At 38.1% G+C, this 15,086-nt stretch carries 13 protein-coding genes; 7 read left to right on the top strand and 6 right to left on the bottom strand.

What is annotated here, in order from left to right:
• The first annotated feature begins 371 nt into the window (after positions 1 to 371).
• Positions 372 to 1,280, top strand: a complete 909-nt coding sequence (locus tag DPX34_RS10390; RefSeq protein ID WP_111978364.1) for a transporter — start codon at positions 372 to 374, stop codon at positions 1,278 to 1,280.
• 29 nt (positions 1,281 to 1,309) lie between these two features.
• Here the strand turns inward: DPX34_RS10390 and DPX34_RS10395 are convergent, their stop codons facing one another.
• Both DPX34_RS10395 and DPX34_RS10400 read right to left on the bottom strand, forming a co-directional pair.
• A complete protein-coding gene (locus DPX34_RS10395) occupies positions 1,310 to 3,517 on the bottom strand; it encodes a CHASE2 domain-containing protein (protein WP_111978365.1) in 2,208 nt (735 codons plus the stop codon).
• Positions 3,518 to 4,246: a FecR domain-containing protein gene (locus DPX34_RS10400; protein ID WP_111978366.1), complete on the bottom strand. Its 729-nt coding sequence runs from the start codon at positions 4,244 to 4,246 to the stop codon at positions 3,518 to 3,520.
• 267 nt (positions 4,247 to 4,513) lie between these two features.
• Here DPX34_RS10400 and DPX34_RS10405 point away from each other — a divergent pair, with 267 nt between their 5' ends.
• The 3 genes from DPX34_RS10405 (at position 4,514) to DPX34_RS10415 (ending at position 6,948) form a co-directional block, all read left to right on the top strand.
• Positions 4,514 to 4,729 (top strand): hypothetical protein, encoded by a 216-nt coding sequence (locus DPX34_RS10405; RefSeq protein ID WP_111978367.1) that lies wholly within the window; start codon positions 4,514 to 4,516, stop codon positions 4,727 to 4,729.
• 76 nt (positions 4,730 to 4,805) lie between these two features.
• On the top strand, positions 4,806 to 5,762 hold the full coding sequence (locus DPX34_RS10410) for a sensor domain-containing diguanylate cyclase (RefSeq protein WP_111978368.1): 957 nt from the start codon (positions 4,806 to 4,808) through the stop codon (positions 5,760 to 5,762).
• Between the two features lie 271 nt (positions 5,763 to 6,033).
• Positions 6,034 to 6,948, top strand: a complete 915-nt coding sequence (locus DPX34_RS10415) for a DMT family transporter (RefSeq protein WP_111978369.1) — start codon at positions 6,034 to 6,036, stop codon at positions 6,946 to 6,948.
• A gap of 430 nt (positions 6,949 to 7,378) precedes the next feature.
• Here the strand turns inward: DPX34_RS10415 and DPX34_RS10420 are convergent, their stop codons facing one another.
• Positions 7,379 to 7,765 carry a response regulator gene (locus DPX34_RS10420; protein WP_157964691.1) on the bottom strand — a complete coding sequence of 129 codons (387 nt, stop codon included), beginning with the start codon at positions 7,763 to 7,765 and terminating at the stop codon, positions 7,379 to 7,381.
• A gap of 288 nt (positions 7,766 to 8,053) precedes the next feature.
• Here DPX34_RS10420 and DPX34_RS10425 point away from each other — a divergent pair, with 288 nt between their 5' ends.
• A complete protein-coding gene (locus DPX34_RS10425; protein ID WP_111978371.1) occupies positions 8,054 to 8,461 on the top strand; it encodes a hypothetical protein in 408 nt (135 codons plus the stop codon).
• Positions 8,445 to 8,666 carry a helix-turn-helix transcriptional regulator gene (locus tag DPX34_RS10430; protein ID WP_198673678.1) on the top strand — a complete coding sequence of 74 codons (222 nt, stop codon included), beginning with the start codon at positions 8,445 to 8,447 and terminating at the stop codon, positions 8,664 to 8,666. Before DPX34_RS10425 ends, DPX34_RS10430 begins: the two co-directional genes overlap by 17 nt.
• A gap of 805 nt (positions 8,667 to 9,471) precedes the next feature.
• On the opposite strand, the gene DPX34_RS10435 is transcribed toward DPX34_RS10430, so the two are convergent.
• The 3 genes from DPX34_RS10435 to guaB all read right to left on the bottom strand — a co-directional run bounded on the left by DPX34_RS10435 (position 9,472) and on the right by guaB (position 13,577).
• Entirely contained in the window at positions 9,472 to 10,368 is an 897-nt protein-coding gene (locus DPX34_RS10435) for a transporter substrate-binding domain-containing protein (protein ID WP_111978372.1), read from the bottom strand.
• A gap of 87 nt (positions 10,369 to 10,455) precedes the next feature.
• Entirely contained in the window at positions 10,456 to 12,033 is a 1,578-nt protein-coding gene (gene guaA, locus DPX34_RS10440) for a glutamine-hydrolyzing GMP synthase (RefSeq protein ID WP_111978373.1), read from the bottom strand.
• A 74-nt stretch (positions 12,034 to 12,107) separates the two neighbouring features.
• Positions 12,108 to 13,577 carry an IMP dehydrogenase gene (gene guaB, locus DPX34_RS10445; protein WP_111978374.1) on the bottom strand — a complete coding sequence of 490 codons (1,470 nt, stop codon included), beginning with the start codon at positions 13,575 to 13,577 and terminating at the stop codon, positions 12,108 to 12,110.
• A 151-nt stretch (positions 13,578 to 13,728) separates the two neighbouring features.
• Here guaB and xseA point away from each other — a divergent pair, with 151 nt between their 5' ends.
• Complete coding sequence (gene xseA / locus DPX34_RS10450) at positions 13,729 to 15,069, top strand: exodeoxyribonuclease VII large subunit (protein WP_111978375.1); 1,341 nt, start codon at positions 13,729 to 13,731, stop codon at positions 15,067 to 15,069.
• Positions 15,070 to 15,086: the final 17 nt, after the last annotated feature.

Genomic DNA, 15,086 nt, shown 5'->3' on the forward strand with positions numbered 1-15,086 from the left:
AAAAGAGCGATAAAGACTTTATGCTCCTGCAAAGTCACCTTACCCCACATCCATGTGGGGCAACATAGTAGAAATAGTGCAAATGGGCTGCCCTTTGGGTTCAATCCAAAACGTTTTGCTCTTTGTTATTGGCTTTTGACGTAGAACCACTATGCCATCAAGCCAATGCCGCGATCAAAACGCTTTGGAATTGAACAAAATCTATACCACAAAGATAAACACGCCCTAATGTTATCCGTAATTTTTGACATCAGCGTACTTTTTTCAATCTACCTTGTTTATTTGCCTACTTGCTATCTTGTAGCTAATATTAATGTGCTTGAGCTCATCTCTTTTTGAGTTTTTCCGACTAAACATAACGTGGTTTATGCATGCATTTTAAAAACAAAATAATTAACTTCTGCTGGATTTTTTTCAGCTTACTCTATTGTGGTATTAGTGGAATAGCTTACGCAAGTTCCGTCACTTATTTAAAAGTAAATACCGCGCTTGCTCACGTGAATAATGCCACATTATCGTTGACTAAAACCGATAAAGTGAGTGACGAAAATATCCAACTATCGGTTCAAGCATTACATAAAAATGAATTTAAACCGCGCCATTTATTATCAGCAAGCGCACAAATTGAAACAACAAAATATCATGCATTATCGTCACTCGATGAGCAAAGTATACAAATAGGATTGGGGTATGCATGGCAACCTTATTTTGGGTTTTCAGCTCCCGTTTATAATATAGGCTTAAAGTACCTATCGAAGACTAATAATACCCATGCTAGAAATAATAATACTTGGCAGATTAATACAAGCGTCAGTAAACGGTTGACGCACAAATTAACCGGCTCACTGGCTTTGCAAGCGCAAAATTCTGAAGCTCAACACGCCGTATTCGATAATAATGAACTGAGTATATTGGGTCAATTAAGCTATCGATTTAATCAACATACCACATGGTTTAGCCAAATTCGTTTCGCTAAAGGCGATATCACCTCTATTAATAGAACAACTAACTGCCAAGCTCAAATGACTGAGCTTTATTATAACGCAGACACATATGCTGAAAAAAAATGGCAAGATCAAGCAATGAATCAATTACATTGTGGTGATTGGTGGGCTTATCGCTATGAAGCGAATACCCGTTCAGGGAGCATTGGTATAAATTACACACTGGCACCGACGCATCAGATCACATTATTACTAAAAAATATTTCTAGCGAGGTATCAAAAAATCTGAGTTATCGTAATAATGTAATCAAATTAAATTATTATACTTATTGGTAAATTAGAATAAATGGGGTAAAAACGCACGCTTATTTGTTCTGATAAACAAAAGTGCCATCCCAATTTTCAGGGGGTGGGTTCGTTTCATAAAACGAGATCCGAGTCATGTATAACGTATGTAATTCATCTTTAATGATAAAATCGGCATGCAAACGATAAAGCGCCTGACGTGCTTTATGCCAACGACGAGCTTTGTATAATTTAATAAAGTCATCTATTGTATTTTTTAGTGCGAGATCATCCTGCTCTGTTAACAGCTCGGCAATATCAACCGGTCGCTGCTTTCCTTTTACTTGTACTGAATCTAATATTCGAAGATAAAAACCGTTATGATTAATTGCATCCAGTGATTTTTTGGTTTTTTCACCAACAAGAATCGACGAACCATATTGCTTAGTAAGTGATTCAAGGCGAGACGCTAAATTAACGGCATCGCCCATCACGGTATAAGCCATTCTAAATTCAGATCCCATATTGCCGACAAACATCACATCGGTGTTTATGCCAACCCCCATTTTTAAAGCCGGTAATTGTTGTTTTTGTAATTGCTTGTTTAACGTGGTTAGCGATGTCAACATTTCAACAGCGGCCAAGCTAGCATGATAAGCATGTTGTTCATCAACAATAGGCGCACCCCAAAATGCCATAATGGCATCGCCCATGTATTTATCAATCGTACCATGATGTTTATGAATTATTTTGGTCATTTCGGTCAAGTATAAATTCATCATTACCGACAATTGCTCTGGTGTTAGTTGCTCTGAAATACTGGTGAAGTCTCGTAAATCACAAAACAAAACCGTTAATTCTTTGCTTTCACTTTCGAGCTGATATTGCTCAGGCGCTTGTGCCATTCGGCTCACTAAATCAGGCGGAACATACTGGCCAAAACGTTTTACAATTGATTTTTTTTGTTTAACTTCAGCTAACAAGTTGTAAATCATCAAACTTAAAAAAAGGCTTAGCGCTAAACTTAGTGAGGTGGCTGTTGGCATCACAATCAACTGTAACCAATACCATTGGCTTAAACCGATAACACTAGCCATTAACACTAATGTGCAAAACAAGGATATTCGAAAATCTTTTAATAACGAACAACTTAAAATAACCAATGTGAGGATCAGCATTAAACCTATTTCAAACTTTAACTTATGCTTGGGCGATTGATATAAGTTTTGATTTAAAATTCCCGATATCAAGTTTGCATGCACTTCAACACCAGGGTACGTATTAGCAAAAGGCGTTGTTCGTAAATCAAGTAAACCCGCTGCATTCGTCCCCAGTAATACCACTTTATTGGCTAATGCCTCTACCGGTAATGTTTGCTGTAAAATATCGCGAACGGATAAATAATTAAAACTGCCTTCTGGTCCGCGATAAGGTACATAAACCTCTGCTTGCTCTCCGGTTTTAATCGAATAGTCATCAAGCGATACGGCATCTACAGCTAGTCGATTTGGCTGTTCAGCAAATTCAATATTAATGGCTTGTGCATTTAAAGCAGCAGCCGCAAGAGACAGCGCAAGTGAAGGATAAAGATGAGATTCAATTTGCTGTACTAACGGTACTCGTCTAAACACCCCATCAATATCTAGCAGCGGGTTATCAAAAAAACCAGACCGAGTTGCCTGTTGATGCAATAGCGGTAAATTAGCAACAAATGTTTGCGCTTTAACCAATGCCGTTTTGTCTGCTATTTCGGTATCAAGTGAAATCAAAGGTAAAGGAAGTTGATTGGTAAAAGGCGCCTCTTTTTGCTCAAAAACTAAGCCTAATACAATATTTCGGTCTGCTAAACTTACTGAGAATTGCTCATCAAATGCAAGTTGAGGTTTGAGATTCTCGTAAGCGGTTGGAAATAGCGCGTGCTCAGCAATTGGACTATTAGCCAAAATATCTAAAATTTCAACACCTGTATTATCCGAAGCCTCTGCAAAAACCATATCAAAACCGAGTGTTTTTATTTGATAATGATCAAACAAGATATTAACGAATTCCGCTAATACATCTCGACGCCAAGGCCAACGACCAAACTCTCGAATGCTGGCCTCATCAATATTAGCAATAACAACCCGCTCATCGACGGTGTTGGGCATGTTCATGATTAAACGCTGATCATAAATAAAACGCTCAAAATCATCGATTACATTTAATCTAAAAACCGATATTAAATGCAATACGGCAATAAAAAACATGATAAAAGTGACTAGAAAAGCCCCTTTTTGGCGTGAAATCATTTAATAATCACTATTCGGGGCTGAATATCCCATTAATGAAGAAAAAGGGGTCGTGCGCCCCACTAACGCCTCAATTAGCATGAGTTCTTCGTCTGTGTGATTTAACATAGGTGCGCTAGTAATTAATTGGCCAGGTTTGCCATCGGCCATGATAAAGCGAGGTGAATCATGGTGCTGAGCCGTAATTATTTCTTCACTTTTATTATCATGTAAAGCTTGAATAGCGGTTTGACCATAACACGTGCAAACATAACTATGATCGTCGTGAGATTCGGTATATACCCCTGTTCCTCGTATACCGATAGTGGCAGTTGTGGTTTTAATTTGATGTGACTCTTGCCCCGTGCGTTTGCCAAAAACAGATAATATTTTGCCTTTCGTTACTTGCAAAGAACTTTCGATTTTATCTTTATCTTGAGATAACGTTATTGAACTGTTTTCACGTAGAATATGAGCATCTTTGCCCACCACAAAAATTAACTGGCTATTTGAACTTGTTTGGATCGTTGAATTAGGCGTAATGATTGTATTCGGGGTTGCCACATTACCATTAACTTTCACTTTGCCAGATAACGTAAAAATTGATTCGTTTTCTGCCATTTCGCGAGGGATTTTTCCGAGTGCGTAGACCAACGGCGAAAGTAACGCGGACCCCGCACTTAGGCTATAACCCGAGAGTAAAAGTGCACGCTTAATAAAATCACGTTTTGTTGTTATTATATTTTTCATGCTTAACCTTAACTAATTTAACTAGCAACTTAAAATAAAGACTTTTAATCATTACGTTGAATAACCACTGTTAGTATCACAATAAAATCACCAACATTGACCCAATGATAATGTGTTCTATTTCACTTTTATCACAATAAAATAGATTTAATGAGATCAACTTCACACTTTGCATGGCAAACCCTGAAAATAGCAACCTATTTGCATATTATCTCCACAATTTGAAATCACAATGAACTCAAGTTATCTCAACACAGTTATTTTATTATGGAAACATTTAAAGGTCACAACGCAATGGACATGCAATCAATATTTAGTCATATATCTCAACTTGGTTACGATCATTTCTTTATACTCGACGGCAACACAACTGATATTAACAGTATAGGGGAAGTTGCTGAGATGATGATGTTAGATGAGAGCCTTTCGACTAAAATTCGATTCGACATGTGTAATATCTTAAATATATTAGGTTTACACTAAAATAGACTATCTCAATAACTGACAAGTTCAACTATAGTTACACTTGAACTAAAACGATTGTATTGAGAGAAACGGCATGAAAACCCCTTTAATACCAACTAATGAAGATTTACGCTTAAAAACGTTACAGTCTCTTAATGTTTTGGATACGCCGGCTGAAGAGCGATTTGATCGATTAACGCGCATTGTGGCAAAAATGTTCGACGTTTCAATTAGTTTAGTCAGCTTGATCGACAGCAACCGTCAGTGGTTTAAGTCATGTGTGGGTTTAAACGCAAAAGAAACCCCTAGAGACATCTCATTTTGTGGTCACTCTATTCTACAAAATGACCTATTGGTGGTAGAAGATGCACTTGAAGATGAACGCTTTTTTGACAACCCATTGGTTACAGCAGACCCAAAAATTCGCTTTTATGTTGGAGCCCAACTGACCCACCCTAATGGCTCAAAATTAGGAACACTATGTTTAATTGATCCTGAACCAAAAACATTTACCCCAGCGGATGCTGCGCAACTCAAACAGATTGCCCACTTAGTTGAGTTAGAGCTTTTAAATAACCAAAGTTTAGCCATTGATAAACCATCTGGACTGTCAGATGATGCTACGTTTGTATTACTCGCAAAGCAATCTTTAGCCCAATGCTTAAAACTAAAAACCCCCTACACGCTAGCTTATATAGAATGTCCTCAACTATTAACTTTAAAACATCAACGAGGACAAGAAGCTCAACTCGCATTAATTAAAATAATAACCCAAAATTGTCGTTCAACTTTGCGTTCATCTGATGTCATTGCTCGGTATTCTGAATCGGCTTTTACCGCCTTTTTTTCAAACATGAATTTACAAAATACAGCCCAAGAAATTAAGTTACTCGCTGATAAAATTCAAATAGATTGCGATCAAGAAAATTTGCATATTACATTTGAATACCGTTTGGGCCTGGCTTCACAATCTGAACCTAGCTCACTCATTGAAGATTTAATCTATCAAGCTTTTAGCTTAACGCAAAAAGCGGTCTTTTCTGAAAAATAGCTTGACTGTATTAACAATACACGCGATGCTAAAAGTGTATTAACCTATTTATGAAATAAAACATGAAATCAATTTTACTGCCTACATTTAAACACATCAATCGACTCTGGCGCGTCTGCGTTATGGTGCGTATTAGTGTTGCTGTGGTAGTGATTTAACGTTTATTTTACTCAACCGCAGATATCGAAACTGCGGTAATAATCCTTTCTTTATTTTCTGCCTTTTCCTTATCTGTCAATGATTTACGACTGGTCAATTTAAGGAGAAAGACATGTCCGTTCCAGCCGCCTATATCGCAGTAGTTTTAGTATGGTCAACAACCCCTTTAGGCATTGTTTGGAGTACTGAAGTATTTCACCCAACATTTGCTGTATTTTTACGTATGGCTATTGCACTCGTTATAGGTTGGATTGTGGTTAAGCTCTGGTCAATCAAAATGCCTTGGGATCGAGCAGCCCGCAAGCTTTATTTTTTTTCAGCCATTGGTATTGTCGGCGGTATGTTATTGAGCTATTTGGCAGCGGCTTATATCTCGAGTGGTTTAATGTCATTAATATTTGGCTTATCTCCCATATTATCGGGCTTACTTGCACAAAAGATATTAGCCGAACCCAAATTTAGCATGGCACAAAAAATAGCCTTAGCGCTAGCGGTTACGGGGTTAGGTATTGTGAGTTTTGACAACTTTAACTTATATCAAAATGGTTGGATAGGCATTGTGCTTGTTTTAATCGCGGTTAGTTTATTTAGTTTAAGCGGCGTGCTTGTTAAAAGCGTACAAATACAGATAAACCCAATCGCCAGTACGTTAGGCACTTTGAGCTTTGCCACTCCTGTTTTTGGTATCGTGTGGTTATTAAGTGACGGTCAAATACCGACCTTTCAAATTGAGACACGTGGCTTTTGGGCCGTCATATATTTAGGGGTGTTAGGGTCGTTTTTTGCTTTTATCGCTTACTATTATATATTGCAAAAATTAAAAGCCAGTACCGTTGCGCTGGTTACTTTAATAACCCCTGCTTTTGCCTTGTATTGGGGATCGTTATTAAATAATGAAGCGATTAGTCATTCACTTATTAATGGCGCAGCTTGTATCATTATCGGTTTAGGGATCTATTTATTTGGCGATAAAATTTATATGATGAGTTTGGCTAAAAAACCAGATCAAAATAATCAGATAGAATGATCGTCACAAGCAAATAAATAACCTGTAGAAGTCGAGAGCAGTCCCTGAGTACCGATTAAATATAGTCAAAGCGATCGGGGTTTAGAGGAAGCCGTCAAGCTTCGAGACCCCAGGAGCATATGCTCTACTATGTGATTGGGGCCGCCTAAATGGATTTAGGTGTTAGAACGACGCAGGAGCCAAAGTCGAGAGTAAGCGCTGACAATGAACCATAAAACCTGAGCGAGAAGACTATAATATTGATGTAAATCGCTAACGGAATTGTTATTAACTTAATAAACGCATCGCCAATATCCTATACAGCTTTGCGTTTATTAAAATCAAAACAATTCCGTTAACTCATTAATATATTTAATCGGTTTCTTCGCACTCTATCGCCTAAAACCGTATAACGCTCAATCCCCTCTGCATTAACACCCACGCTAACAATTTATATAGCCAAACTAACCTCAGGTTGATTAGTTAATAGTCGTTCAGTAATTTCACGTACTTCAATTAAATTAAACGAACGTAAACACACCGCATCGATCAACTGATTAATTTTAGACTGATGTATATGGAAAAACTGACTATAAGTGATTAATACAATTTTCATATTGGGATGCATTTTTTTAATCGTTGTTAATGAACTTACCAATTCACCATAGGGTAAATAACAATCATAAAATAAGATGTCTGGCATTTGAACTTCGAGCAGATCATGCAATGACTTATAACTATTCACTTCACCCATAATATTATGTGCTGTTTTGGCAAAATAGGTTTTAAGACCTAAACGGTAAATAGCATGATTATCTGCAATTACAATATTAGCCACGGGTATATCCTTATCTGTTGGTCTGTTTTAATCAATAAGTTAATACTGCCAAACGATTAAGGAAGAAATATGCAGCTTAAATAATCACAAGCAAAATGCTCAAAAACTGTGCACAACCGCACATTATAAACGACAGCTGCTAAATAAGGGTTAATGCAATATGTAAGGTATACTTGACATAAAATTCAAATGCACTTAAAGTAACCATGTAAGGTTAACCTGACACTTATATTTAATACTCCCTATAAACAAAATAGATGTTTTCATTTATTCAATAAGGAAAATAAAATGGATTATGCTCAAAATAAATTTTCGAAAAGATTTGTAAAAAAATTCATGCTATCAATGGTTATATTTTTAATCTTAATAGCCGTACAAACGTTTGCATTCGAGCTTTATGAGCTATCAATGCTGCTTAAAGTATTTTTTGCTTTATTACCCGTGGTTCCTTTAATTTGGTCTTTTTTTATTTACCGAGAATATTATTTAACAATGGATGAATATTTACAAAGATTAACAGGCGAATCACTTATATGGATCACCGGGCTTGTCGGGTTTTCAACATTCGCTTATGGTATGTTAGCGATGAAAATGCCAATGCCAGAATTTAATATTGCTTTTTTATTGCCCATTATATTTGGCTGTCACGGGGTTATCGTACAAATTTTAGTGGCGGTAGATGCCCGTGCAGAATAACCTAAAAGCATTAAGAGCCGAAAAGAAATGGTCTCAAGAAGATTTAGGTAAACAGCTGGGTGTATCAAGGCAAGCTATTAATGCAATAGAGCGCAGTAAACATGATCCTTCTTTACAGTTAGCTTTTACCATTGCGGCTATTTTTAACTTACCCATCGAGGCCATATTTATACCCGCTAAATTCACGGATAATTCAAGCGAATAACCCATATAGTCAAAGCGATCGGGTTTTAGGGGCCGGTTTCTCGTGCCAGACGAAACCTCAGAACTTACATCCATGTAAGCAAAGCCGTCAAAGCTACCGCGTCCTGCTCTCGCCCCTTACCTGCATCCGTGCAGGCAAGCTTCGAGACCCCATGAGCATATGCTCTATATGTGATTGGGGCCGCCTAAATGGACTTAGGTGTTAGAACGACGCAGGAGCCAAAGTCGAGAGTAAGCACTGACAATTAACCATAAAACCTGAGCGAGAAGACTATACAAACTTAAATAGGTAATGGGTTGTAACGTAACCTATTACCTGTTGACCTTGATTATACCAATCCGTAATAATAACGGCCCACTCAGCGAGCGCTTAAATGAAAGAATAGTGGTGCTCTTTTGAGTTCGAGCAACACAGAGCAAGCGCATTTAAAACTCGCCTGAAAGGAATGCCCCAGCGGCTTTTGATCTGCGTTATCGGTATTTAAAAGGGAACAACCATTCCTACACAAAAATGTCTGGAACATTTTTGAACAGCTTTGCTGGCTTTAGCGAAAGGCAGGATGCCTGAAGTACACCGACGCCTTGTTCAAAAACCGCTGGATGCATTCTGAGAGATCACTTATTAATATAGATTGGTATTACTCACGTTCGAGTAAAATAGGCATATATTCCCAAATCACTTTAGATGCAAGGTTCAGTGAGGCTGATCTTCTGAGCGAGTTTATTGAAGTGACTGGAGTTAAAAATAAAAAGGGGGATAAAAAATAACGGCGTGTTTATCCATGTTGCATGCTGACATTGTAAAGTTAATCTTGTAATAAAATTAACTTACGCTGATGATTATGCACCCTATCCCAACCTTCTTTATATTCATCGAACGAAAAGAATAATTTATCAAAACTGCCATCAGCTTGTGCAATTTGTAATCCTGAAAGTAACCTATCATGTAGCTCATCATTATCAGGATGAACAAAAAAATAGTAATCCATTCCGTATTTAAGCATCAACCTAGAGTCAATATACAAACCGGAATAATAACCTTGCTTAAGCTCACGAGATAATTCGTATGCACCTCGAGCAACATAATCGACTCGACCAATACGTAATAAACTAAAAACAGAGGCAAATTTGACAGTGGTTACCATCGGTAATTTATTGCGCTCGAATACTTTAGTATCTTGCCAATGAGTTCCTGAAGAGGCCGTAAATGCGCGCAGATCAGACAACGTATTCACACTCTCAAATGCGTTGACGGTTTCACGATCGCTTAAAACTAAAATACGATATTGGTTTAATTTTTTTAGTAAACTGAATTTTACCGGTTTTAATTGTTTCTCACGTTCAGTACTTGTTGTGCTCCATAAAACGTCAACATACGAGCCTTTTTGTAATAAACGTCGCATGCGTTCTTTTGACCCTATATGTTCTTGTAGTTCAATTTGATAATCACCATAGATAGGTTTCGATTTAGCTAAAGCGAGTTCTATCACTTGTCTAAAATAATGATTATCAACATGTTTAACAATCAACGGCGATTTAATTTTAGCGCGCTTGGTGATAGCAGGTTTAGTGACAGAAGGTTTGGTAATAAAAGATTCAGCGTAAACAAATTTTATATTTAAACATAATAGACAGATCAAGCAGCTTAGACGACCGAGGTGCCTTACGGTAATGCGTAAAATATGACTTAATACATCTAACATAAAATAACGATGGCTCTATTATGCAAAAAAGCCTTAGAAATCTAAGGCTTTTTTAAGTTTAGAATAGCTAAATAAAAATTTAACGAACTATTCCCATTCTATGGTGGCAGGGGGTTTGCCCGATATATCATAAACAACACGCGATATACCGTCGATTTCATTAATAATGCGATTAGAGACTAACCCTAAGAAATCGTAAGGTAAATGAGCCCAATGAGCCGTCATGAAATCTATTGTTTCAACGGCACGAAGTGAAACAACCCAATCATATTTACGACCATCACCCATAACACCCACTGAGCGTACAGGTAAAAACACCGTAAATGCTTGGCTGACTTTATGATAAAGATCGGCTTTATACAATTCTTCTATGAATATCGCGTCTGCTCTGCGTAATAAATCGGCATATTCTTTTTTAACTTCGCCTAATATACGCACACCGAGTCCAGGCCCAGGGAAAGGGTGACGGTAAAGCATGTCATAAGGCAAGCCTAGCTCTAAACCAATTTTACGCACTTCATCTTTAAATAACTCACGTAAAGGTTCAACTAAACCTAGCGCCATATCTTCAGGCAAACCACCCACATTATGATGTGATTTGATAACATGGGCTTTACCTGTTTTTGATGCAGCTGATTCAATAACATCAGGGTAAATCGTCCCTTGGGCTAACCATTTAGCGTTTTCTAATTTACTGGCTTCTTCATCAAACACTTCTACAAAAACATTACCGATAATTTTACGTTTAGCTTCAGGATCAGCTTCATTGGCTAATCGGTCTAAGAAACGGTCTTCGGCTTTAACATGAATAATATTGAGACCAAAATGGTCACCAAACATATCCATAACTTGCTCGCCTTCATTCAAACGTAACAAGCCGTTATCAACAAATACACACGTTAATTTATCACCTATCGCACGGTGTAAAAGCATGGCGACGACTGATGAATCAACACCACCCGATAAACCTAATACCACTTCGTCATCACCCACTTGTGCTTTCATTTTGGCAATTGCGTCTTCAATAATTGAAGCCGATGTCCATAATTTTTCACAAGCACAAATATCAACAACAAAGTTTTCTAATAAACGTAAACCTTGTTTTGTGTGAGTCACTTCAGGGTGAAATTGCACACCGTAAAAGCGTTTTTCTTCATTAGCCATAATAGCAAATGGGCAACTTGGTGTTTGTGCGACTACACTAAAATCAGCAGGTATAGCATTAACTTTATCACCATGACTCATCCACACGTCAAGTAATGCATTGCCTGCATCATTGATTGAATCTTCGATGTTTTTCAATAACGCAGATGCAGCAATAACTTCAACTTGTGCGTAACCAAATTCACGCTCATTGGATACTTCGACCGAACCGCCTAATTGTTGAGACATCGTTTGCATGCCATAACAAACACCTAACACAGGTACACCCGCATTAAATACATATTCTGGTGCACGAGGTGAGTCCTGCTCTGTTACACTTTCAGGTCCACCGGCTAAAATAATCCCATTTGGCGAAAATTCTTTAATTTGCTCTTCAGTAACATCCCAAGCCCAAAGTTCACAATAAACACCGATTTCACGAATGCGACGCGCAATTAACTGCGTATATTGTGAACCGAAATCTAAAATTAAGATTTTATGTTGATGTATATCTCGACTCATTTTTCTATCCAATTATAAAAAAGAAAAGGCCGATATCCTAAAATATCAGCCTATATTAATCTGTAAAAGTAAGCTTAACCTAAACGGTAGTTAGGCGCTTCTTTAGTGATGGTTACATCATGAACATGAGATTCACCCATACCTGCAGAGGTGATCTTAACAAATTGAGCTTTGGTATTAAGCGCTTCAATCGAGCCACAACCTGTTAATCCCATTGCCGAGCGAATACCACCTAATTGTTGATGGATGATAGTCGAAATAGGCCCTTTATAAGCGACACGACCTTCAATACCTTCTGGTACTAATTTATCGGCTTCATTCGATTTTTGGAAGTAACGGTCAGATGAACCTTCTTTTTGGTTCATGGCTCCTAACGACCCCATACCTCGGTATGATTTATAATAACGACCTTGGTATAACTCGACTTCGCCTGGTGCTTCTTCAGTACCGGCAAACATTGAGCCAACCATCACACAGCTGGCACCAGCCGCGAGTGCTTTAGCTATATCGCCAGAAAAGCGAATACCGCCATCAGCAATAACCGGGATACCGCGTTCTTTTAACGCATCAGCCGCATCTGAAACAGCCGTAATTTGTGGTACACCACAACCCGTAACAATACGAGTCGTACAAATTGATCCAGGACCAATACCCACTTTAACAGCATCAGCACCGGCATCAGCAATGGCTAAAGCACCTTCAGCTGTTGCAACATTACCACCAATTAATTGAATATCAGGAAATGTTTCTCTTACCCATTTAATTCGGTCAAGCACACCTTGAGAGTGGCCATGCGAGGTATCAACCAAAATAACATCGGCCCCCGCCTCAATTAGAGCCGTTACACGTTCTTCTGTACCGGCACCGACACCAACAGCAGCACCAACACGTAATCGACCTAATTCGTCTTTACACGCATTAGGTTTACTTTCCGCTTTTTGGAAATCTTTAACTGTGATCATACCGACCAATTTAAATGCATCATCAACAACCAGTATTTTTTCAATACGGTTATCATGCATAAGCGTTAAAATTTCGTCACGACTTGCACCTTCTTTTACAGTAACAAGACGTTCTTTGGGGGTCATGATGCCAGAAATCGATTGGCTTAAATTATTTTCAAAGCGAATATCACGCGCAGTCACAATACCAACTAAGCCATTATTGTCATCTACAACAGGGAAACCCGAAAAATGACTTTCTTCGCTCAGCTCAATAACTTGCTGAATCGTCATATCAGCCGTTACCGTTAAGGGATCGGATACTACGCCTGCTTCATATTTTTTCACCAGACTGACTTGCTTAGCTTGCTGTTCAATAGTCATGTTTTTATGAATAAAACCAAGACCACCTTCTTGCGCCAATGCAATGGCAAGCGAAGCTTCAGTCACGGTATCCATCGCAGATGAAACCAAAGGAATATTAAGCGTAATAGAATTTGTCAGGCGTGTTTTTAATTCGGCTGTATGAGGAAGTACTGTCGAGTGACCAGGTACTAGTAAAACGTCATCGAACGTTAAAGCTTCTTTAGCTATTCTTAACATATTTGCAACTTCTCACCTAGTTTGGAGGCTGTTTAATAAGCATTATAGGGTATTTACCATCGTGAAAACTACAGTAAATGTTGCGGCCGCATTTTATCTGTTTTACGTTTTAAGGTAAACTGATATTTCACTCTTTTGAATAATAACTTCAATGAAACTGAATCCATTACAAAATATATACAGTATTTCGCGTTTAAACCAATCGGTTAAAGATTTATTAAACACCCATTTTTTGCATGTTTGGGTCGAAGGTGAAATATCCAATTTTTTACAAGCCTCTTCTGGTCATTGGTATTTAAAACTTAAAGATGACAATGCCCAAGTACAATGCGCTATGTTTAAAGGGGCCAATCGACATGTTCGTTTTAAAGCCAAAAATGGCGATCAAGTTTTAGTCAAAGCGAAAGTCAGTTTGTATGAACCAAGAGGTGACTATCAGCTAATTATTGAACAGATGGAGTCAAGTGGTGAAGGACTTTTAAAACAAGCTTTTGAAAAATTAAAATTTAAGCTCGCTGCAGAAGGGTTATTTGGTTTAGAGCGTAAAAAAGCGATTCCGAGTATTATCAATACGGTCGGATTGGTCACCTCAGCAAAGGGCGCAGCACTGCACGATGTATTAACGGTTCTCAAACGTCGAGCTCCTTGTATCAATGTTATTATTTACCCCACATTAGTTCAAGGCACAAACGCCGCTGATAACATCGCCCATATGATCAATATCGCCAACGCACGTGCAGAAGTAGATACCTTAGTGATCACTCGAGGTGGGGGTTCCACTGAAGATTTATGGAGTTTTAATGAAGAAGTCGTAGCCCGTGCCATTGCAAACAGCCATATTCCAACCATAAGTGCAGTCGGCCATGAGGTTGATGTGTCTATTTCGGATCTAGTGGCTGATCATCGAGCCCCTACCCCATCTGCGGCCGCCGAATTAATATCTTCTTCTTTAATAGAGCAAACACAAAGATTAACGCAATTAAGAAGTGACCTTATTCATGCCTTTAATTATTTATTAAATGCTAAGCAAAATAAGGCCAACACGTTAAAAAATCGATTAACGGCAACCGACCCAAAATTTCAACTTTTTACCCAACAACAAAAACTCGATAATTATGCTTCACAATTACATCAACAATTAAAGCATATTCACAACCAACACCAAACGCGCCTTAATCAATTGTCTCAACGCTGCATAGATGCATCACCTGAAAAATCAATTACCACTAAAGGTCACTTAGCAAGCCAACTTCAGCAACGCTTACATTACGCAATAACAGATAAATACAATCTTCAACAACATAAACTCGTGATTCTTTCAGAAAAATTGCAAGCTTATAGCCCTTTATTAACCTTGGCACGTGGATATAGTATTGCAAAAAATGATAAGGATCAGATAATACGCTCGGTTTCACAAGCTAACGTAAATCAATCGATTGATATTATGCTTGCTGATGGCTCCCTTAAGTGCAATGTCACTGAAATTAATTAAATCATTGAAAGTCCGAT

This window comes from Algibacillus agarilyticus, assembly GCF_003286125.1.
GTDB classification, from domain to species: domain Bacteria; phylum Pseudomonadota; class Gammaproteobacteria; order Enterobacterales; family Alteromonadaceae; genus Algibacillus; species Algibacillus agarilyticus.

What these genes read in the sequence shown, in the direction of transcription:
- DPX34_RS10390 (WP_111978364.1), top strand. Translation starts at nt 372, where the DNA reads ATGCATTTTAAAAACAAAATAATTAACTTCTGCTGGATTTTTTTCAGC.
- DPX34_RS10395 (WP_111978365.1), bottom strand. Translation starts at nt 3,517, where the DNA reads ATGATTTCACGCCAAAAAGGGGCTTTTCTAGTCACTTTTATCATGTTT.
- DPX34_RS10400 (WP_111978366.1), bottom strand. Translation starts at nt 4,246, where the DNA reads ATGAAAAATATAATAACAACAAAACGTGATTTTATTAAGCGTGCACTT.
- DPX34_RS10405 (WP_111978367.1), top strand. Translation starts at nt 4,514, where the DNA reads ATGGAAACATTTAAAGGTCACAACGCAATGGACATGCAATCAATATTT.
- DPX34_RS10410 (WP_111978368.1), top strand. Translation starts at nt 4,806, where the DNA reads ATGAAAACCCCTTTAATACCAACTAATGAAGATTTACGCTTAAAAACG.
- DPX34_RS10415 (WP_111978369.1), top strand. Translation starts at nt 6,034, where the DNA reads ATGTCCGTTCCAGCCGCCTATATCGCAGTAGTTTTAGTATGGTCAACA.
- DPX34_RS10425 (WP_111978371.1), top strand. Translation starts at nt 8,054, where the DNA reads ATGGATTATGCTCAAAATAAATTTTCGAAAAGATTTGTAAAAAAATTC.
- DPX34_RS10430 (WP_198673678.1), top strand. Translation starts at nt 8,445, where the DNA reads ATGCCCGTGCAGAATAACCTAAAAGCATTAAGAGCCGAAAAGAAATGG.
- DPX34_RS10435 (WP_111978372.1), bottom strand. Translation starts at nt 10,368, where the DNA reads ATGTTAGATGTATTAAGTCATATTTTACGCATTACCGTAAGGCACCTC.
- guaA (WP_111978373.1), bottom strand. Translation starts at nt 12,033, where the DNA reads ATGAGTCGAGATATACATCAACATAAAATCTTAATTTTAGATTTCGGT.
- guaB (WP_111978374.1), bottom strand. Translation starts at nt 13,577, where the DNA reads ATGTTAAGAATAGCTAAAGAAGCTTTAACGTTCGATGACGTTTTACTA.
- xseA (WP_111978375.1), top strand. Translation starts at nt 13,729, where the DNA reads ATGAAACTGAATCCATTACAAAATATATACAGTATTTCGCGTTTAAAC.